Source organism: Paenibacillus sp. FSL R5-0486, from assembly GCF_037975155.1.
GTDB classification, from domain to species: domain Bacteria; phylum Bacillota; class Bacilli; order Paenibacillales; family Paenibacillaceae; genus Paenibacillus; species Paenibacillus amylolyticus.
The window spans coordinates 2,369,278-2,388,862 of record NZ_CP150237.1 but is presented as its reverse complement, the minus strand read 5'-3'; the positions used below and the strand labels follow the sequence as shown (position 1 = coordinate 2,388,862).

The following is a 19,585-nucleotide window of genomic DNA, read 5'->3' as shown; positions in this document are numbered from 1 at the left end:
ATGAAGCTCCGTTGCGGCTCCTGTGGTTCAAGTATACGGCGGGGCGAGTAAGACCTCTATCTGCTGTGGTGACCTGTTGACTTATCAAATTATGACTTTAGATCCAAAAAAAACAAAAGACGCAGCATGCTGCGCCCTGAACTATACGGTACGTGACTGTTTTCGAAACTCCTGTGGCGTTATACCCGTGCACTTTTTGAACATTTTGGTGAAATGCGAGTAATTATAGTACCCCACCTTGCCAGCGATATCCGTCACTTTGACGGTGGACTGGGACAACAATGTCTTCGCTTTGGCTACTCTGCCCTGCAGAATAAACTCAGATAGGGACATCCCCTTCTCTTTCCGAAACAGACGTGATAGATAAGCTGGATTGAATCCGGCAAAAGCTGCAAGTTCCTCTCGCATAAGTTCTTCACCAATATGAGTTTCAATATAAACGCACAACTGATCCACAATGGTCATGGGGCTATGATCGTCCGGGTACAACACCGGGATAACACGATCAATCAGATCCGACGTCCACTGTTTCAACTGCGGCAACGACCTTGTCACCATACTCTCTTCCGGCTCCCGTTCACCCGGATACAGACTGCGTATTGACACGTTTTTCTGATGAAGCAGCGGATAGACCACATGCAGCATGGCATGATAGTAGAGATGTAGCATTTCAGGAGATAAACCCTCTTGGGCAGCAAGCAACTCAAAAATCTCATCCACACGTTCTCGCAAATCTCCTACTTTACCTGTCTCAAAAAGAATAGATAATTCCGAAAACCATGGAATAGGCAAAAAGCGATCTTCCTGATCTCTTCCCCGCTCATCATAGACAAATACTTCTTCAAGCTCCTTAATATTGCGCCGCTCCATATCCATCAGTTCATTTAACATGCCTTGCAGCTCAGTCACAGCAACCGGGGCACCAACATAACAGGACAACCGACAGTAGAAATACGTACCACATTCCTGAATATATCCCTGACAACGTTGTGCCACTTCGCTCGCACTCGGAATGATGCCATCTTGCTCATAAGCAAGCACAATATTTAATCCACTTTGATCCTGAAACACCTCACCGGGCTTGTCGCCAAGCAGCATCTCTTTGGCTGCATTACGAAGGGCATATTCCAATACCTCTTCGTCACGCAAATCAAAATCACGCACCCATTCCTCTACTGAGATCACAATAGGTAACACACGAGCATGCGGATCTATCTCGGCACCATACAGTTCTGCGAGCTCTTGCAACCGTTGTTCGGTTAACGTGATACGCTGAGAGATGGCATCTTTCCAGAAGCGTTCCGTCAGCAGCGGTTTATGGGTTTTCCAGCGTTTGTATACGGTCTCATAAACTTCGTTGGTACGGGTACGCTGCTCCCCATCCTTGATCTTCTCCACCGCCTGGGTTACTACCTTAATCAATTGATCCGCTGGAGCCGGCTTCAACACATAATCAAAGCTGTTTAGCTTAATGGCTGTCTGAGCATAATCGAATAAAGCATGCCCTGTCAGGAAAATGGTCATTATACCTGGATCATGTTTTAACACCCAACTTTGCAGGTCAAGCCCTGTTTCACCAGGCATCTCGATATCACAGATCATGATATCAATAGCATTAGCCTTTAAAATCTTTCTTGCCTCTTCGGCATCACCAGCACTGTATACCTGGTCAATGCCTGCTGCTTGCCAATCGACCCCTTCCACCATTGCTTGTAATGCATACACTTCATCATCCACGATCAACAGGTTCCGCATAGGCTCCCCCTTCTTCCTCTTCGGTCTGAGCGGGTAAATCAATGATGACTTTGGCGCCATGATCCACCTCATTGCCAAACTGCAAACTGGCTTGATCACCATACTTCACTAAAAGCCGATGAGCCACGTTCCATATACCGATATGCTGTCCACTCGGGTCTTCAGCATATTGTCCATGTTGCAGACGCCCCAACAATTCCTCTTCAAATCCGACACCATTGTCCACAATCATCAGTTGAAGCACCGTCCCATCGACCTGACCGGATGACTTCTCACCGAGGCGCGCCACGATCCGAATGACAAATGCTTGTGTCCGGCGCTGAAATCCATGAATAATGGCATTCTCCACAAAAGGCTGAATGGTTAATGGCGGAATCACATAATGTCCCAGATTCGGCTCGACATCCAGTTCAAAATCGAATCTGCTTGGAAACCTCAGCTTTTGAATTTCTAAGTAATGACGAATGTGCTCGAGCTCTTCATCCAAACGAATAACACGTTTGCCTGCACGCAGACTGAATCGAAAATAATCGGCCAGATGACCAGCCATCTGCTGCACCAACTCATGTTTTTGCAAGGAAGCCAGACTATGAATAATATTGAGTGAATTCAGGTAAAAGTGAGGATTGATCTGCATCTGCAGTTGTTTGAACTCTGCCTCCCGCGTCCGCAACTGTTCCTCATACACATCAATCTTCAGATGCCTGATCTCACTGGTCATTTGATTGAAACTTCGTGTCATAAATTCAAGCTCCGACGAAGATGGCGGGTCCAGCTTCACATCGAGATCTCCACGGCTGACCCTTCTCATGCCTCGGATTAACGCATTCATCGGGCGGAATAACAGATGCCGCAAAAAGATCAGTGCAGTAACCAGAATTACTGCCGCACCAATGGGAAGCAGACGAATGATCTGCTGGAAAAACGGGAGGTTACGCATCATGTCTTCCTCAGGCAGCAACACGATATAATTCATCTGGGACATGGCCGAGGCAGTACCCAACATCAAATATTGACGTGCTTCTCCCTTGTTCACAACTTCAGAGATCACCTGATACGGATTCTTCAGGCCGGGAAGATGCGCTGCAGCCAGCTGAATCTGTGCAGTATTCAATGTGGAATCCGATAGTGCCCCACCGTCTGTTCCAACAATGACTGCGCCTCCCCGATCTCCGGATTCAGTGAATTGTTGTGTATGATTCAGTGCATTCATATCAACAAGTGCACCTGCATAGAACTGCTGGTTGATTCGCACCGTTTTCACCAGCGCATTCCACGTCCCGCCACGCACGATGCTCCATTCCGGCTTCTGGATATCCCCTTCCAATTGCTGCATCTGGACTGGCATACTCTCCTGCACAACCGACTTTTTGACATCATAATTGCCTGAAGTCGCGAGCAGCAAATCATCATTCACGGCATCATATAGAAAAAAAGAATCGATTAGATTATAAAAACCGATATCTGTCATGAATTTGTTCATAATCCGTTGCTTTGCAATGATATAATCGCCGCTGCCGTATTTCAGAAAAAACAGAGAGATAATATCCGGGTCCCGCTCGCCCAGACTATATAAATACCGATTCGTCTCCTGTAACACACGTTCATTCTGCTCCACACTCTTGGCGAGATGATTCATATTGGTGAGGGATACTTTGTCACGTACAACTTTCATGGCGTAGACGTTGTTGTAATAAAGCAGCATGAATAATGGCAGCATGATCAATGTAAGACCCACTATAAATTTAAAACGAAGTGAACGGATAAAGCTCATGGATTATGGATTCCCGCCCTTTTAGAGGTAGTTCAAAAAGTCCGCTGTACTGAAAACCAGACTTTTTGAACGCACACTTTATTTCAACATAGTTTTTCTATTTTCTTCCTTATGATGGCATGTTTATTGTAATCACCCCTGCTTGCCATTGTCTATGGGGTCCCGTGACCTTCACATATCAATTCTGGTGACTTCCATCCGCTCCAATTTCAAAAGTAACAAGCTTCATGTAGTAATAAATTCTCCAGTTGTAAAAAAAATCCTTCATTATTACTCAGAAGCTTCTCCCTAAAAATAAATGCTGCGGCAAGCCCCGGACTCCACGAACGCCCGATCTTGACATGCATACGATATATCACTCCTCGGGTTAGTCACCAGGATGTAGGGAGGCCTGTTCGATGAATATTCAACTCACTGCGTTACACTATGTCTATCTGGCATTTATCGTCTTGATTATTGCGGTAATGATCCGGCGCAGGGACACCACGATCATCTGTGTTGCGGGTATTATGACCATTGGAATTCTGGCAACCGAAACCTTAAGCGGGTCAGTTGCTGGGATCTTCAGCAGTTTTATCTATGCAACAAAAGAATTGCTGAGTACGATCTTTATCATCTCGATTATTGTGGCAATGAGCCGTGTTCTGATCAGAACAGGCATTAATGAGGTCATGGTAACACCCGTTACAAGGTTTATCCGTTCTCCTCAGGTCGCTTATTGGGGTATCGGATTGATCATGATGGTAGTATCACTATTTTTCTGGCCATCCCCGGCCGTAGCACTCGTTGGTGCAGTACTGCTTCCTGTAGCCGTGCGTGTAGGTCTTCCTCCGATTGGAGCTGCTATTGCGATGAACCTGTTTGGACATGGGATTGCACTGTCGGGAGATTACATTATTCAGGGGGCTCCCAAACTTACAGCTGATGCGGCGGGTATACCAGTCACTTCCGTCATGACGGCCAGCATTCCTTTGGTCATTGTCATGGGCACCGTATCTACACTTACAGCCTTCTGGATGCTACGCAAAGAGATGAAATCAGGTTCACCTGTTCATTCCCCAAACGTTACATCAGGTACCGTGAGCACGGAACCTTCTTCTTCATCAGAGGCTGTGTCCACCTCCCTACCCACTGATCAGCCTGTTGAACGTCAAGCCATGTCACTCCGTTTGCAAAAAGCATTCGCTCTGCTTATCCCTCTGTTATTCGCAGTTGATGTGATTCTGATGTTTGTATTGAAATTGCAAGGCGGCGACGCAACAGCTCTGATTGGCGGAACCGCTGTGGTTATACTGATCGCCGTTACCCTTGCCGCACACCGACATGCGGGACCAGAGGAAACGACCAATTATTTAATAGAAGGATTTCAGTTTGGTTTCAAGGTGTTTGGACCGGTTATTCCCATAGCCGCATTTTTTTATCTGGGAGATGCTGCGATTACGGAGTTGTTCATCAACCCTCTTCCTGAAGGTTCACACGGGATTGTGAATGATCTCGGGGTCGCACTTGCTGGACTGGTGCCATTAAATGATACGGTGGGCGCCATTACAATGACGGTAACCGGAGCAGTGACCGGAATGGATGGTTCGGGGTTCTCGGGGATATCCCTGGTTGGCTCGATTGCGTCCATGTTTGCAGGTTCGGCAGATTCCGCACCTGTACTGACAGCATTAGGTCAGGTTGCAGCTATATGGGTAGGTGGTGGAACCTTGATTCCATGGGCATTGATTCCTGCTGCTGCAATCTGCGGAGTCAATCCTTTTGAACTGGCAAGACGCAACCTGAAGCCTGTACTGCTGGGACTCACGGTAACAACAATTGTAGCCATCTTTCTGATCTGACCAAAGGTTATTTACACTGACACTACGATGACAGAAGCACCTTCCAATCGCTGTTATTCCCAGATTTTTTTGATCCCCTTTCTCAAGGGGAAATCCGGTAATAAAGGCGACCGCTTCGCTTTTTCAGGTTTTTTCTGTCCTCTCCGTTATCGTGTAAATGATTAGTTCATCTCAAATAGACATTTTAAAAAGACGTGCGCGAACGCGCCCAGTTCCAGAGATCTTCACGTTTCATCTCTGCCAGATACAGCATGTCCACATATGGATCTCCCTGTAATCCAAGTACAGAAGCAAATGCAGGCTCCGTCTTCCACCCTGCCTGTTTCAGTCTGCGGATCTCACGGTGTCCCGCGTCTCCCCACAGTTGCAACAATCTCCACTCTACGATCATATGTAAGTATGCATTCTGCCTGTAAACTGGCACGGATTGGGCAAAAATCTCCACAGGCCAATGTCCCACTTGCAAATTACAAGTCACATAAGGACGTTGGTCTGGAAGATCCCCACCACGTACACATTCATACTCAGCAACGGCTCCAATTCGATTGTGTATCTCGGCTTCAAACAAGTCCAGATCCTCTGCATAACACAGCAGATCCAGATCACTGCCAGGTATATCAATATCAATTGGCACCGTTCCTGCTGGATACGGGTGATAGTCAGCTAATATATCAAGTAATCCACTGCTCTGTAACACATGATAGGCGTCCTGCTGACGTGCATTGCCCGAAGCCAGATGTGCCATTACTTCTGCGGTAGTACTCATCTTCCCGCCTTGGACCACAGTTAGTTCGAGCCTCCTGTAATGACCTGTTTCACACGTCCCACTTGACCACTCGTCAGTCGTACTTTGATTCCGTGTGGATGCGTAGGTGATTTGGTTAACAGATCCTTAACAATGCCCCGTGTCAGCTTACCTGTAGCTTGATCCTGCTTCAGCACAATGTCCACTTCCAGACCTGGCTTAATATTTACACGTTGTTGTCCATTCATTATGTTCACTCTCCTCTATGTCGTAATTCATATCTTGTATACTATATAACCCTTAAACACAAAGCTCCATCTATTGTAGACGTTTTGGTTTCAAAACAAAAGGGACACGGCAATAACCTCCTACGCCTGATTCCATGGTTGATATGAAGACCAAGATAAAGAAACCGCAGGTCTCTTCAACTGAGACCTACGGTTTCTAATTGGATTACCATGTTCAGGGCTGCACATGCTTCAAAATAGACGAGGGCGAAGTTCCATCCTTCGCGGCTTCGCGTGCCTTTACAGCAAGTAGCTCAGACACCGTAACGAATTGGTACCCCTGCTGCTGCAGTTTCGGCAGGATCGTTTTGAGTGCTGCTACCGTATGCGACTTGCCTTCCACCTTATCGTGAAAAAGTACAATATCCCCATTACGTGCGTTCTTCAACACTTTGTTAACGATAGCCGATACACCTGGAGAAGCCCAGTCCCGTGTATCCTGATGCCAAGACCAGAGTACAATGGTATACCCTTTTTGTTTGGCAGCCTGGATGACCATGTCATTGTAATAGCCGCCCGGTGGTCTGAACAACAGGGGACGCTCCGCGCCAGCTTTAATGATGGAACTTTCCGCTTCGTTCATATCCTTCATGTACTTGTCCGCACTAGTTGATCGAACTGCATACGTGTGCGCATACGTATGGTTGGCGATTTCATGCCCTTCGAGCTGTTCCTGCTTAATCAGTTTAGGAAATTTATCTGCCCATTTGCCAAGTACAAAAAAAGTTCCTTTAGCATGATACTGCTGTAACAAAGCCAGGATCTGCGGAGTCTGAATCGGATCTGGTCCATCATCAAAGGTAAGGGCGATGAGTTTATCCTGTGTGGGAACTTCCCACACAATCTCTCCTCGTTCCTCATAATACTGACGGTTCTTCTGTACAGGCTTTGCATAGGCAGAACTGCTACCCAGCAAAATAATTAGCGTGAACATTCCGATGACTCGGGCTGCCTTCAGGTTCATGTGGTGTCCTCACTTTGTCTTCATACGTAAACTCCCTGTTAGCATTTCCCGATTCACCCGAACTCATTAACGAAAGATCTGATCCACGACTGCAATTTCCTCAGCAGTTAATTCCACATTTAATGTTTGCAGATTGTTAATGACCTGCTCTGGTCGCTTGGCACCCGGAATCAATGCATCAATAGAAGGCTGAGTCAGGTACCAGGCCAGAACCAGATGAGCGACCTCAACATCCTTGGACTGTGCTATGCTGCGCAGTTGCTCAACTTTATCGAGATTTTCAATGAAAGCTTCACCTGTAAACAGCGGGTTCTTTGCCCGTCCATCCTGAAAGGTTGTATCACGATTATATTTCCCGCCCAGCAGTCCCGCTGCCAGAGGGAAGTAAGGAACAAAAGAAATGTTATGCTCAGCCGTATACGGCAACAGCTCTTTCTCCGCATCTCTTTTGAACAGATTATATTCAGATTGCAGTACGTCTACATGCCCGTCCTTGTTGGCTTCACGCAACTGATCAATGGAGAAATTAGATACGCCAATGGCACGAATTTTGCCAGCATCTTTTAATTGTTTTAACGTATCTACCGCTTCATCCTTAGGCGTATGTTCATCCGGAAAGTGGATGTAGAACAGATCAATGTAATCGGTTTGCAGACGTTTCAACGCCTCATCCACGGCTGTTTTCAGAAAAGCAGGTGAGTTATCTATGACAATCTTGCCATCCACAAATTTATGAGCTGCCTTGGTTGCAATGATGGTATTCTGCCGCTGACCAGTTTCCTTCAGTACTTCACCAATCAGTCGTTCGGAATGCTCCGGTCCATAGATGTATGCCGTATCCAGAAAGTTAATACCTTGTTTCAAAGCTGTACGAACCACTTCCTTACCCGTCTCATCATTCAGCATGTCCGGATAGATATTATGTCCGCCTACTGCATTCGCACCCAGTCCAATGGGATTCACGATCAGATCCGTCTTGCCCAACCGAATTTGTTGTTCTGCCATGTCTCATCTCTCCTTCACTGATCGAATAAGTACAATTTAGTTGTAACGTCTTTCTTGTCCCATATTATATCAAACCATTTAGCATATTTAAAATATCGGATTTATCGGATTAGGTGTTTTTCAGCGCAGTTGCTTCCACGTCGTTAATAAACCGGCGCAGTTTTGCAGCCACATCACGGGTGATTTCGCCGTTTTCATACAGTTGTTGCACTGTATTACGCTGTTCCTGAATCGCCACCATCTGCAACTCCAATTTCTCCTGATTAAATGGATCTTCCGTTTTACCCTGGTTCCAGGTGCGCAATTTGGCAATTACACGCTCATACTTGGCAATGACCGACAGTGCGACTACTCGATTCCCATCGTTCATATGGGCACGAATAGCCTTAATTGCCGCTTCAGAGGTGCGCAGCTTCACCTGACGGAACAGTTCTGCATTTTCAAGCATAAATGGTTGATTCGGCTTCTGGGACCGGTTGGTGAAGAGATGTCCTAACACACGACCGATCTCGCTGATCGAAGTCATGAACTGAGTGTTTGCACGATTCGCCAGCATCATTTCCTTGCGATCCAGCCAGCTGTCACATTTGAAGGCCGCATCAGAAGCAATTGCATTTTCGTCTAACATTACTTCAACTTCTTTACGCTCCGCCCGGGTGGCAATCAGGTTAATAGCCGTTTCTTGTTTCTGAATATCTTTGCGTTTATCGGCGGTAAGCTGACCTGCGGCCTGTCTGATGTACTTGGACAAGTCGGAGACAACCGCGAGTGCCGCAGCTTTGTTCTCATCGTTCATTTCGGATTTGACAGCTCGTATTGCCGCATTCAGCATAATGTCATGTGCTTTTCGTTCTGACTTCTGCGGTGTTTCTTCTGTAGATTTCCCATCGTCCTTGGCCAGAACTGGAAGAAACACGCTCGCCGCAATCAGGGAGAAGAGGATAACTCCTGCCGCGAGGAAAATAATCAGATCCCGTTCAGGGAAAGGTGATCCATCCTGAAGCACATAAGGAATGGAGAACGCACCCGCCAATGTTACAGCCCCCCGCACTCCAGAGAGGGAAATAATCGTAATATCCTTGAATCTGGGCCTGCCAATAGAGGATTTGGTACGCAACAATTCATTCCCTTGCCAGAACAGATAGATCCAGAGAAAACGCAGAACCAGCAGTAGCACCGAGATCAAGCCCACATATCCCAACACCTGCAGATTATTAAACGAAACATTTTCAAAGATGGTACTCAACACATCCGGTACCTGTACACCCAAAATAACAAACACCAGACCATTTAATATAAATAAAATGACTGACCATGTGCTCGCAGATACCACCTGCATTTTTAACTGAACCGATTCAGCGCGGTCACGCTCAATGGCGTGGATAATACCGCCTGCCACTACCGCAAGAATACCTGATACCCCAATTTCTTCACTCACCAGATAGATGATAAATGGCGTCAGGATTTGCAGCAACATGTGAATGGTCACATCTTCCATGCCCAATCTACGGATCCATACCCCTAGCCTGATTAACAGAAAAGATAACAATGCCCCGACAAGAAGTCCGCCAATCGCAATCAGAATAAAACTGAAGGTTGCATTCGCCAGGGAAAATACACCTGTAACTGTGGCTGCAATTGCGAATTTGAAGGCCACGAGGCCAGATGCATCATTCATTAATGCTTCACCTTCAAGAAGCCTATGTATGCCTTTGGGCAAATGTACCCGGCCCGCCATGGCGCCAACGGCCACAGCATCTGTCGGGGACAGTATGGCTGCAAGAGCAAAAGCAGCAGGTAACGGAATCGAAGGAATCAGCCAGTGAATGGCATATCCCGCCACGACCACCGTCACGAATACAAGCCCTAGTGCAAGCAGAAGTATCGGTGCACGCAGATTCCATAATTCATTCCTTGGCGTTCGCTTACCATCGTTGTATAACAAAGGAGCGATGAACAGTACAAAGAACAATTCCGGATTCAACGGCAGGTGAACACCTGCGGGAAGCAAAGCTATAGCTACACCAAGCACGATTTGAATGAGCGGAATGGGAATAAAGGGTACAAACCGGTTTAAGATATTGGATAAACCAATCAGTACCAGTAACACAAGTACGGCAATAAATATTTCCATGATGACAATCCCTTTCCGCTATAGAAGTGGTGAAACCTTTGTTGTATAGGTTTATTTTAACATAATCCAACCTTTATTATAAAAATGTTGTCATATTCATATACCCAATCAACTCGCCTCAGACTAGTCTGAATGAAAGATTTCTGATGGATTCTGTATATAAGATGTTACAATATGCTCAGGACAATACCCGTTTGGAAAGGAACTTGCATCTATGGCATTTGGAATTAAACGACAAGAGCTTGCTGCGTGGAAGGAACAAGTGGCTCGGGGTGAGATTGCGTACCTCACTCATTTCTGGATTGACAACCGATTTCCCGGTATCACCAGTGTCACCAAAGTTGGCTGTGCAGATCTGGAACGTCTCGAACGTTGGTGCAACGATCATGGGCTGGACCCGCGATACATTCATCGGCGGCAGCCCTTTCCCCACTTTGACCTGATGGGCAGCAAGCAAAAAGAAATTTTGATCCAAGAAGGCATGACAGATCATGTGGTTCGCTTTCATTTGTAAACCAACTCAAAAACGCCAGTCTTCAAGGTTCATCCCCCCGCAATTAGGGACGAACTCATGAGGACTGACGTCTTCAAGGAATCAAGTCATATTATGGACTACCGGTGGATCTGCTCAAACGACTTCATGTTCTCCAGCAGTTTCAGTTCAATTTTCTTCAGCATGCCAAACATCTGCTGTTGCTCCTCTTCGGAAAGTGCTTGCAACAATTCCCACGTCATTCGGCCGCGATTCGCATTAAGTGTCTTGGCAAGCTGCGCGCCTTCATCCGTTAAGGACAGCCACACAATTCTCCGGTCTTCTTCACTGCGCACCCGCTGGATCAACCCTTCCGTCTCCAGTTGATTCAGTACAATGGTGGTTGCGCCGGAAGACAAACTGAGTTGTCTAGCCACATCAACCGCCATGCAGCGTTTTTCACGTAAAATCATGCCCAATATATGACTTTTTGTCGGATTCAGTTTACAGTTGGTTTCGGTCTTCTGTTGCTGATCCAATACTTTATTTTTATATCTGAAGAAGGCCTCCAACAATTGATCTACGTTTGCCAATTGAGAGTTTCGCTCCGTATCCGGGCTCATAAACGTTCCTCCGCCTTTCATCATAACCTACCTTATATTGTAACATATTTACACTATGATGTTTGTGAAAAATGCGCTTGTATCCGACACCTTATCGTTGACTGCAAGACTCTTGTTTTATTTTGGGTTTCGCCTATTGCATTATGGCAACGGGTTTGTTTATAATAACCTATATCTTTAAAGTTACTTTTAGTTACTTAATGATTTTAATAAATCTGTTGTTATAAAGTAAATAAAGCGTCACCATTATAATGCAAGGGACTTATGCACATGAATCAGAATACACAATCACAACTCAAAACGGACGTTTGCATCGTCGGCGCGGGACCTGGCGGTGCTTTGCTTTCTTATTTACTGAATCAAAAAGGAATCTCCACGATGCTCATTGAGCGGCAGCCCCACCTGCACAAGTCGTTTCGCGGGGAGTTGCTTAATGTGGACGGCGAAGCCATTTTAAATAAACACGGCCTCTATTCCCTCATTCAGCAACGCGGAGCGCTGCTCTTGGAACAGATTCAGTATTGGGAAAATGGGCAGATTATTCATACGGTATCACCAGGCCATGGAGAATCTCATGTTGGTATTCATGTACCCCAAGATCATCTCCTGGAAGCCATCGTGTCGCATGCTCAGCAGCACAATTCAAACGAACAAGTACTATTCAATACGATTATGACCGGTTTGTTACGAGACAAGAACGGCCAGGTCGTGGGTATTAACATTCGGCAGAAGGGTGTTCCTGCCTCCATTGAAGCATCTGTAATTGTGGGTGCTGATGGCAGATACTCTGCTGTACGCAAACATTCCGGTATGACCCCGGAGATTCGTAAGCATGGGTATGATCTGCTCTGGGCACGCATTCCGGCACCCGTAGGTTGGGAACCCGCTGTTCGAATGGCCAGCATGGATGGTCAACAGCTCGCACTGTTCTCACAGTTCGGCGGTTATGTTCAGATTGGATGGAACATTCCCGAAGGAGCTTACTCCAAGCTGCGAGAGCAGCCGATTGCTCCTTTTGTAGATAAACTTGTATCTGCTTTTCCTTGCCTGTCTGATTCAGTAGCTGCCAACATTCAGAGCTGGAGTGATTTTGTTCTGTTATCTGTCGAAAGCAGCTATTGCCAGTCGTGGGCACAGGACAATGTTGTACTCATCGGTGATGCCGCTCATACCATGACACCAACCGGTGCGTTTGGACTTAATGCCGCGCTCGAAGATGCGGATGTGCTCTCCGAATTACTTGTCCAAATGGCTGCAGATCAATTCAGTTCCACTGCACAACTTCAGGAACTTCAGACGATTCGCGGTGCAAAGGTACAGCATCAACTGGCACGACAAGTGGAGATGGAATCCTCTTTCCAACAGCGGTATGAATCCTTTCTCTAAACCCAGTTAATACAGATAAAATGCCTATATGCCCAAACAGCCGATCACTTCCTCATAGAGAAGAATCGGCTGTTTGGTTTGTTGGTTTATCTTTTTTATGTAATTCCGTATCCTTCTTCATTTTCGTTTGCGTGGAGCAAACGTGTCTTCTCTGGGTGCTCCTTCTTGTACAGTATCAACGTCCTTCGGATAGGATGAGATGTTATCTTTTTCATATACTGCTTTCTCCAGATTGCTTAAGCGGCGCAATACTTGTTTGCTTTTACGAACGATATATACGATACCAATAATCAGCAGGATCAACATCAGAATGAATATAACCATCTCCGGGTAAAAGACAAATGACATGAATCCACCTCCTTTGAAAACGATTTCTCTATATCATTCTAACCTTAATGATTCAAGATGTGAACCCGATTGGAAGTTTCGCTTGTGGAATAAGGACTAAATTACCTGACACAACGACATGAACTCACCCGGCTGCAAAAGTAAAAAAGGTGGCATCCCTGATCAGGATTACCACCTTGAACCTCGAATAAGATTCGAAGTCTGTGATTATTATTTTATCCTTCTCTGCCGTTCATGGCACTAACTCGAAGTTCTGTCAGTGGCAGAGACGTTTGCTCTGGGTGAAGTAGTCTCACTGTTCGGCTCTCACCGGGGAGCAGATCGAAATAATTGTCACTGAATCGGACACGCCCAAGGGGAAGCTCCAGCTTCACCAATCGTGCAATCCCACCACTGGCCGTAACCGTAACAGACTGCTCCTCCTCGTTCACATGTACGCTCAATTGCGACTCTGGCAACGTCACATCCTTAGGATCGCGCAAGAAGTAACGATTACTCGGTGCCGCAAATCCTTCGGATACCAACTCAACCATTACTTCCTCCGCGCGTCTACCCTGTAACACCTCTACTTCAGTTAATTCAACAATACACCGTGAGGATTGGGATGTTACTTCAACAGCACGTGAGCTGGAGTAGATCTTCTCTCCATCCAATGCATAGACATTGAGTCGAAGCTCCCCTTTCAAGACGTCACGTGTATCGTTCACAACCCACAACGCAAGCGGCTCACCCGGCTCATGCTCGAGTGACAACAGGACAGGATGAAAGAATATTTTCCCATAATAAAAGGATGCCTTCGGCAGCAGTTCATAATCAATCATGGACCAGCTTGTTCCTGGCCAACTATCGTTCAATTGCCATACAAGCGCTCCGCTGTTGCGGTGATTGATGCGCCGGAAATGTTCAATTCCATATCGTAACCCTTCTGCTTGAGTAAGCATGGAGTAGTTCATATACTCTTCTATATCTTGCGGAATCCCTGTGTAACCCTCCATCAGCAAAATACCTTTTTGATGATTGGTATCTTTGTTACGATAGGCCATCTCCGGACTGCCCCAGTAAAACTGACCTGCGGGCATATTTTTCTCCAGTGTGTAACGATTGGCCGAGGCGTGCATACCAAATTCACTGCTGAACAACGCATGATCCTTTTTATAATTTTTGAACGTTACACCTTCAATGCTGTAGTCCAGCAGCGGTGGCTCTCCATGCTTCCTTGGATAGACCGAACCATGCCATACCTGCCAGTTGTGGCGATCCCCCACATCCGGGTCATTCGCATCCTGACCGTTGCTGTCGCCGAACGGCGAAGAAGGCCAGTACGGACGAGACAGATCCAATCGCTCTAGCACTTCAGGGATTAGCTCATGATAGATCTGTTCACCGTAGAACGGGCTGGTAATATCTCCACTTGCAGACTTCATATCATAGAGCCAATCTATTTCATTATTCCCACACCAGAGGGCAAGCGAGGCACGGTTACGCAGACGTAAGACATTGTTTTCTACCTCTTGCCGTACATTATCCATGAAATCACGATTGAAATCCGGGAACAGTGCATTCGCGAATGCAAAATCCTGCCACACCAACACCCCTTGCCGATCACACTCATCGTAGAAGACATCCTTCTCATATATACCACCAGCCCAGACACGCAGCATGTTCATATGCCCTTCCACCGACAGCTCGACAAGCTCACGATACCGAGAGTTTGGGATGGCGCCAATCAGATGATCAGCCGGGATCCAGTTGGCACCCTTGGCATATACTTTGACTCCGTTCAGAATAAAAGTAAATGCATCTTCACCCCGTTCATTGTGAAGAGCCAGCTCAATCGTTCGTAACCCATAAGGCTCGCTATAACGATCCACCTCAACGCCATCCGTGAATAATGTAACCTCCAGCGTATACAGATACGGCTCACCCAGATCATGAGTCCACCATAACTGAGGTGACGTAACGTTTAGTGTGGTATCTGCTATACCACCCTCTACGGGTAGTTCAGTGACACCTGCCACCTCGTGTCCACTGCGATCCAACAGACGAACATTACAGGTCGCAACCACAGCCTGCTCACGTTTCTGTCTGTTACGGTAAGACAAGACCGACTTCACATCCGCTGTGACATGTAAGACTGCCAACTCTGAACTGACTGATTCCGTACGAGCATACATATTGTCCAGCTTGGCGATTGTTCGTTTTTCCAGCCTTACCGTACCCCAGATCCCCACCGTAACCATGCGTGGACCCCAGTCCCAGCCAAAGTTCATCGCTGCTTTGCGCAACCATGGCCGTTCCTTCGTATACGAGGACCAGTCAAAGGTTTCTTTGTCCCGGTGATGCAGGTGAAGCGGATCAAACTTGACAGCAATCGCATTCCAACCGCTGCGTACCAGAGACGTTACATCAAATGCATGTGACATAAGCATATTGGCCGTTTTCCCGACTTCATGGCCGTTGACATATATCGTTGCAAACGTATCCAATCCTTCGAACACCAATTCAAAGTGCTCCTCCGTCTCTGCATCTCTCACCAGATTGAAGGTTGTGCGATACCACCATTCCTTTTGCTCAATCCAGCGACTTTTGGCATCATTATGTCCGTAATAGGGCGGATCAATGATACTGCGCTCAACCAATGCAGCATGTACATCGCCAGGCACTTCAGCCCCGATCCAGAAACGGTCATCCAGTGCAGCTGCTGCCACATCCATTGCCCGCTTCTCTCCAACTTCAAAATGCTGTATCTTCCATTGTCCCGATAAATCCTGACTTGAACTATAGGTCTTCATCAGTATGCCCTCACTCTCCAATAACCCTGAGTAATACCATATCGAAAACGTTTGCAGAAAGGTAAAACATGCTTCCTAATCTGCTCATTTCTAACTTCCCGAAGGCTTGAACAACAACGCCTCTTCGCGATACTCACTCGGGGTCTTGCCCGTATGTTTTTTGAACAGTCTGCTAAAATATTTCACGTCCCCGTAGCCGCTGATTGCAGCGACTTCACTGACCTTCGCTGGAGACACCGCCAGCATATCCATCGCTCTTCGTATACGCATATCGGTGACAAAATCTCCGAAGGTCACACCCATTTCTTTTTTAAACAGCTCACTGAGGTGACCCGGATGCAAATGAACATGTCCAGCTACCTGCTGCAGATTAATATCCTGCGCCAATGATGATTCAATATAACCGATAGCCTTCTGCACATGGGCAGCCTGTCCCTGACCCATTCGGCTATGATATACATGCATCAGGCCATACAGATGATGGAACAGCATATCCCCGAGCTCCACAGCTTCGGCATCCGGTTCCGGCAACCAGGGCTCGAGCCTTGCGGGTTCTTCACGCCCTGTGGCTCGCATTGTGCGAGTCAGCCAGCGATGACCTGCAATGACAGCCGAGTGCAAACAAGCACTGAACGATTCTGGTGTGACCTCCGGTTCTGTAATCAGATTAGCCACAAGTTCCCGCGTCCATGTCGTTAACGTGACTGAATCATTATCCAGCAATATTGTACCAAGTCTGGTCTCCTCTTCGTGCGTAAGTACAGTTTTACCACCTTGGCGATCCTGAACGTGCTCATAATGCCATACTTTATCATCCATCAAACCCCGATATCGGAAGGCAACTGAAGCAGTTCTATAGCTTTCGTGCAGATCTGCATATCCACGCATAGGCAGACCTACCGCTGCGCGGAGGGTGCACTTCAGTAATTGCTCCACCCGACGTAGTGCACTCTCCAGCCTGAACGTAGTTTCATGTTCCACAGGCGGCCATGAAACTACACAGATAATTTGCTGTTTCTCTACATGAGCAATGGCACCAGGTAACATATCCTCCAGGGTATTCTGCACCGCAAATCGTAATAGCGCATCCGAGGATTGATCCCAACCCTCTGCTCGAAGAATAATGACTTGTCTGAGAATCTGTTCATCATCAAGGCCAACAACCCCTGCCTCTTTTCCAGCATCAGATCGCAAGAATGAAGGAAAATGACCCGAAGCGGTGTCACCATCAATGATCCATCCAGCAAATAACCGCTCTCGATTCTCCCGCATAAGCTGGCCCTCTCTGGACTTCTCTGCCCAACGTTCCGTGATTCGCTGTTTGGCCTGTAATACGGTTTTGATGATCTCTTCCGGCTTGCTTGTTTTGAGCAGATAATCTGTAACGCCTTGGCGAATCGCCTGTTGCGCATAAGAAAAGTCATCGTATCCGGACAAAATAATGACCTCCAGCTCAGGTAACAATCGTAGTCCCTCTTCTGCCAGTTCCAGCCCCGATCTGCCTGTCATCCGAATATCCGTCATCAGGATATTCGGACGTTCCTCAGCCATGCGTGTTAACGCCTCCTCTGCCGAGGCAGCAGGTTGAAGAAGCTCAATTCCGAGTTCATGCCACGCGATAACGCTGGCAAGCCCTGTACGGATAATGACTTCGTCATCAACAATTAATAGTCTCATGGCGAACCCTCCAAGATTGGAATGGAAAACGAAATCCGGGTACCTCCCCCAACTCTGCTGTCTACTTCAAGCTGTGCATCCGCTCCATAATGGAGCAGCAGTCTCTCATTTACATTGCAGAGCCCATAACCGCCTTGGTTTAGCTGTTTTTCCGGCTGTTTTCCCTTCCATTCCCTAATACTTATCCTTAATTGTTCCAGTCTGTCCGGCTCCATGCCAACACCATCATCCAGCACCAGCACATTCATCTGTTCATTATCCGGGTCCTTACGAATCATTATGGTGATGGTACCCACGCCTGCTTTGGGCTGAATGCCATGAATCATGGCGTTCTCAACAAGCGGTTGCAGCAATAACTTCAGCATCATTCGCTTCTCAAGCGCTGGATCTACGATATAATGCAACACAAATTGATCAGGGAAACGAATCGACTGCACACGCACATAATGGCGAATATGAGCAATCTCCTGTTCCACAGGGCAGTAATCCTGACCATTGTTCAAGCTGATACGCAGAAAATCACTCAGGCCCTCAACCATATCCGCAATTCTCTTCTCTTCAGACATTAAGGCAATCCAGTGAATGGAAGAGAGCGTGTTATAGAGAAAGTGCGGATTAATCTGCGCCTGAAGCACCCGAAGATCCGCTTCTTTTTTGCGAGCTTCACCTCGAATAACCTCTTCCTTCAATAACTGAATATGTGCACCGAGCAGATTGTAACTCTCCCCAAGCCTGCCAATCTCGTCATCACTTTCAGATCGAAACAGAGGAAGCGGGCGTTCCGGATCAATTCGGGACAGATGTCTGGTAAGCACACGAAGCGGCCTCGTCACACGCCGCACCGTAAACCAGACCAAGCCAGCACTGATCACAGCAGACATGGCAACGGCGCAGCCGGTTAGAATAAGAATGTACCGATTCTCGGACTTGTACTGGTCGTATGGGACTGTTCCAACCAACGTCCACCCCGTCAATTCTTCCGGATAATAGAGCAACGTCCGTTTATCGTCACCACTGCCATACGTGGTGGTTCCGTTACCGCCATCCTGAATTAACGTCGAAATCCCTGGTTCGACACCTTCCAGCTTAAGTCCAAGCCGAGATTTGTCCATCGAAGACAGAATCTCTCCAGAACTGCCGATGAGCTCCAGTCTGCCTTGCCCTCTGCCTAATCCCAGAGCCGCCCATCCCTTGGATATGGCCTTCTCATCCAGACTAATGGCTAACCAGCCGATGGGTCGATAATCATGGATACTACGGATTGGCCGAACCAATGTGATCACATTTTGAATACCCGCGTAATTCTGCACCGGGTATACCCCCGTCCATTTTTTCACTGCTTCACCGCTCGGCACTGGTGGATAAGATAAGCTTGAATTATTGGATTCATACCAGGTAGCCGTAGACAATGTGGCATCGAATCGGCTTGGATATATGGCGATGTTCGCAATATATTTCTTGGAAGCCGCCAGATTGGTCATCCTGCCCAGGATATCCACCCGGTCCAGCTCATGATCTTCATTGTGGCTAAGATACTGCTGGATGTCCCGTTCTCCAATCAGAAAAATCGATAGGTTCTCGGCATCTTGTAACATATAACGAAGATTCGCTTCCACCTGTTTCAGCGTATCCATGCCGGACAGCTTTGTTTTTTGCTCTGTAATGCGGGAAGAGATCAGAAAGGCGAACAGACCCAACACCAGCAATGGCACAATCATTGAAGCCGTCACGACGACCGATAGCTTCCTTTGTAACGAAGATGTGAGCCAGCGTGCCAAACGT

Annotated in this window: 15 protein-coding genes; 3 read left to right on the top strand and 12 right to left on the bottom strand. The window is 47.1% G+C overall.

The window, feature by feature from the left end; all coding sequences use genetic code 11:
* Window positions 1–141: 141 nt before the first annotated feature.
* Window positions 142–1,755, bottom strand: a complete 1,614-nt coding sequence (locus tag MKY01_RS10820) for a helix-turn-helix domain-containing protein (protein ID WP_036670212.1) — start codon at window positions 1,753–1,755, stop codon at window positions 142–144.
* Window positions 1,730–3,529: a sensor histidine kinase gene (locus MKY01_RS10815; protein ID WP_076249870.1), complete on the bottom strand. Its 1,800-nt coding sequence runs from the start codon at window positions 3,527–3,529 to the stop codon at window positions 1,730–1,732. The genes MKY01_RS10820 and MKY01_RS10815 overlap by 26 nt, the downstream gene beginning before the upstream one ends.
* Before the next feature lie 398 nt (window positions 3,530–3,927).
* On the opposite strand from MKY01_RS10815, the gene MKY01_RS10810 reads away from it, so the two are divergent.
* Window positions 3,928–5,370, top strand: coding sequence for a hypothetical protein (locus MKY01_RS10810; RefSeq protein ID WP_127543891.1), 1,443 nt, complete (start codon window positions 3,928–3,930; stop codon window positions 5,368–5,370).
* Between the two features lie 184 nt (window positions 5,371–5,554).
* Here the strand turns inward: MKY01_RS10810 and MKY01_RS10805 are convergent, their stop codons facing one another.
* From MKY01_RS10805 to MKY01_RS10785, 5 genes are all read right to left on the bottom strand, one after another.
* Window positions 5,555–6,136 (bottom strand): DUF4269 domain-containing protein, encoded by a 582-nt coding sequence (locus MKY01_RS10805; RefSeq protein WP_127543893.1) that lies wholly within the window; start codon window positions 6,134–6,136, stop codon window positions 5,555–5,557.
* Window positions 6,137–6,156: 20 nt separating this feature from the next.
* A complete protein-coding gene (locus tag MKY01_RS10800) occupies window positions 6,157–6,363 on the bottom strand; it encodes a YwbE family protein (RefSeq protein WP_026081155.1) in 207 nt (68 codons plus the stop codon).
* 214 nt (window positions 6,364–6,577) lie between these two features.
* Window positions 6,578–7,366, bottom strand: a complete 789-nt coding sequence (locus MKY01_RS10795) for a polysaccharide deacetylase family protein (protein ID WP_127543895.1) — start codon at window positions 7,364–7,366, stop codon at window positions 6,578–6,580.
* Window positions 7,367–7,432: 66 nt separating this feature from the next.
* The gene (locus MKY01_RS10790) at window positions 7,433–8,371 is read right to left on the bottom strand and encodes an aldo/keto reductase (RefSeq protein ID WP_315371293.1); all 939 of its coding nucleotides are present in this window, start codon (window positions 8,369–8,371) and stop codon (window positions 7,433–7,435) included.
* Window positions 8,372–8,480: 109 nt separating this feature from the next.
* Complete coding sequence (locus MKY01_RS10785) at window positions 8,481–10,505, bottom strand: Na+/H+ antiporter (RefSeq protein ID WP_036609574.1); 2,025 nt, start codon at window positions 10,503–10,505, stop codon at window positions 8,481–8,483.
* Window positions 10,506–10,719: 214 nt separating this feature from the next.
* Between MKY01_RS10785 and MKY01_RS10780 the strand changes: the two genes are divergently transcribed.
* Complete coding sequence (locus MKY01_RS10780; RefSeq protein ID WP_047842412.1) at window positions 10,720–11,019, top strand: hypothetical protein; 300 nt, start codon at window positions 10,720–10,722, stop codon at window positions 11,017–11,019.
* Window positions 11,020–11,117: 98 nt separating this feature from the next.
* Here MKY01_RS10780 and MKY01_RS10775 read toward each other — a convergent pair whose 3' ends face one another.
* Window positions 11,118–11,600, bottom strand: coding sequence for a MarR family transcriptional regulator (locus MKY01_RS10775; protein ID WP_036609579.1), 483 nt, complete (start codon window positions 11,598–11,600; stop codon window positions 11,118–11,120).
* A gap of 270 nt (window positions 11,601–11,870) precedes the next feature.
* Here MKY01_RS10775 and MKY01_RS10770 point away from each other — a divergent pair, with 270 nt between their 5' ends.
* Window positions 11,871–12,986, top strand: coding sequence for an FAD-dependent monooxygenase (locus MKY01_RS10770; protein WP_339286400.1), 1,116 nt, complete (start codon window positions 11,871–11,873; stop codon window positions 12,984–12,986).
* A gap of 117 nt (window positions 12,987–13,103) precedes the next feature.
* Here the strand turns inward: MKY01_RS10770 and MKY01_RS10765 are convergent, their stop codons facing one another.
* The 4 genes from MKY01_RS10765 to MKY01_RS10750 all read right to left on the bottom strand — a co-directional run bounded on the left by MKY01_RS10765 (window position 13,104) and on the right by MKY01_RS10750 (window position 19,581).
* Window positions 13,104–13,334, bottom strand: a complete 231-nt coding sequence (locus MKY01_RS10765; protein ID WP_076208990.1) for a hypothetical protein — start codon at window positions 13,332–13,334, stop codon at window positions 13,104–13,106.
* 215 nt (window positions 13,335–13,549) lie between these two features.
* Window positions 13,550–16,126 (bottom strand): glycoside hydrolase family 2 protein, encoded by a 2,577-nt coding sequence (locus MKY01_RS10760; RefSeq protein WP_339286399.1) that lies wholly within the window; start codon window positions 16,124–16,126, stop codon window positions 13,550–13,552.
* A gap of 90 nt (window positions 16,127–16,216) precedes the next feature.
* Entirely contained in the window at window positions 16,217–17,803 is a 1,587-nt protein-coding gene (locus MKY01_RS10755) for a helix-turn-helix domain-containing protein (protein WP_339286398.1), read from the bottom strand.
* Entirely contained in the window at window positions 17,800–19,581 is a 1,782-nt protein-coding gene (locus tag MKY01_RS10750; RefSeq protein WP_339286397.1) for a sensor histidine kinase, read from the bottom strand. Before MKY01_RS10750 ends, MKY01_RS10755 begins: the two co-directional genes overlap by 4 nt.
* Window positions 19,582–19,585 lie beyond the last annotated feature (4 nt).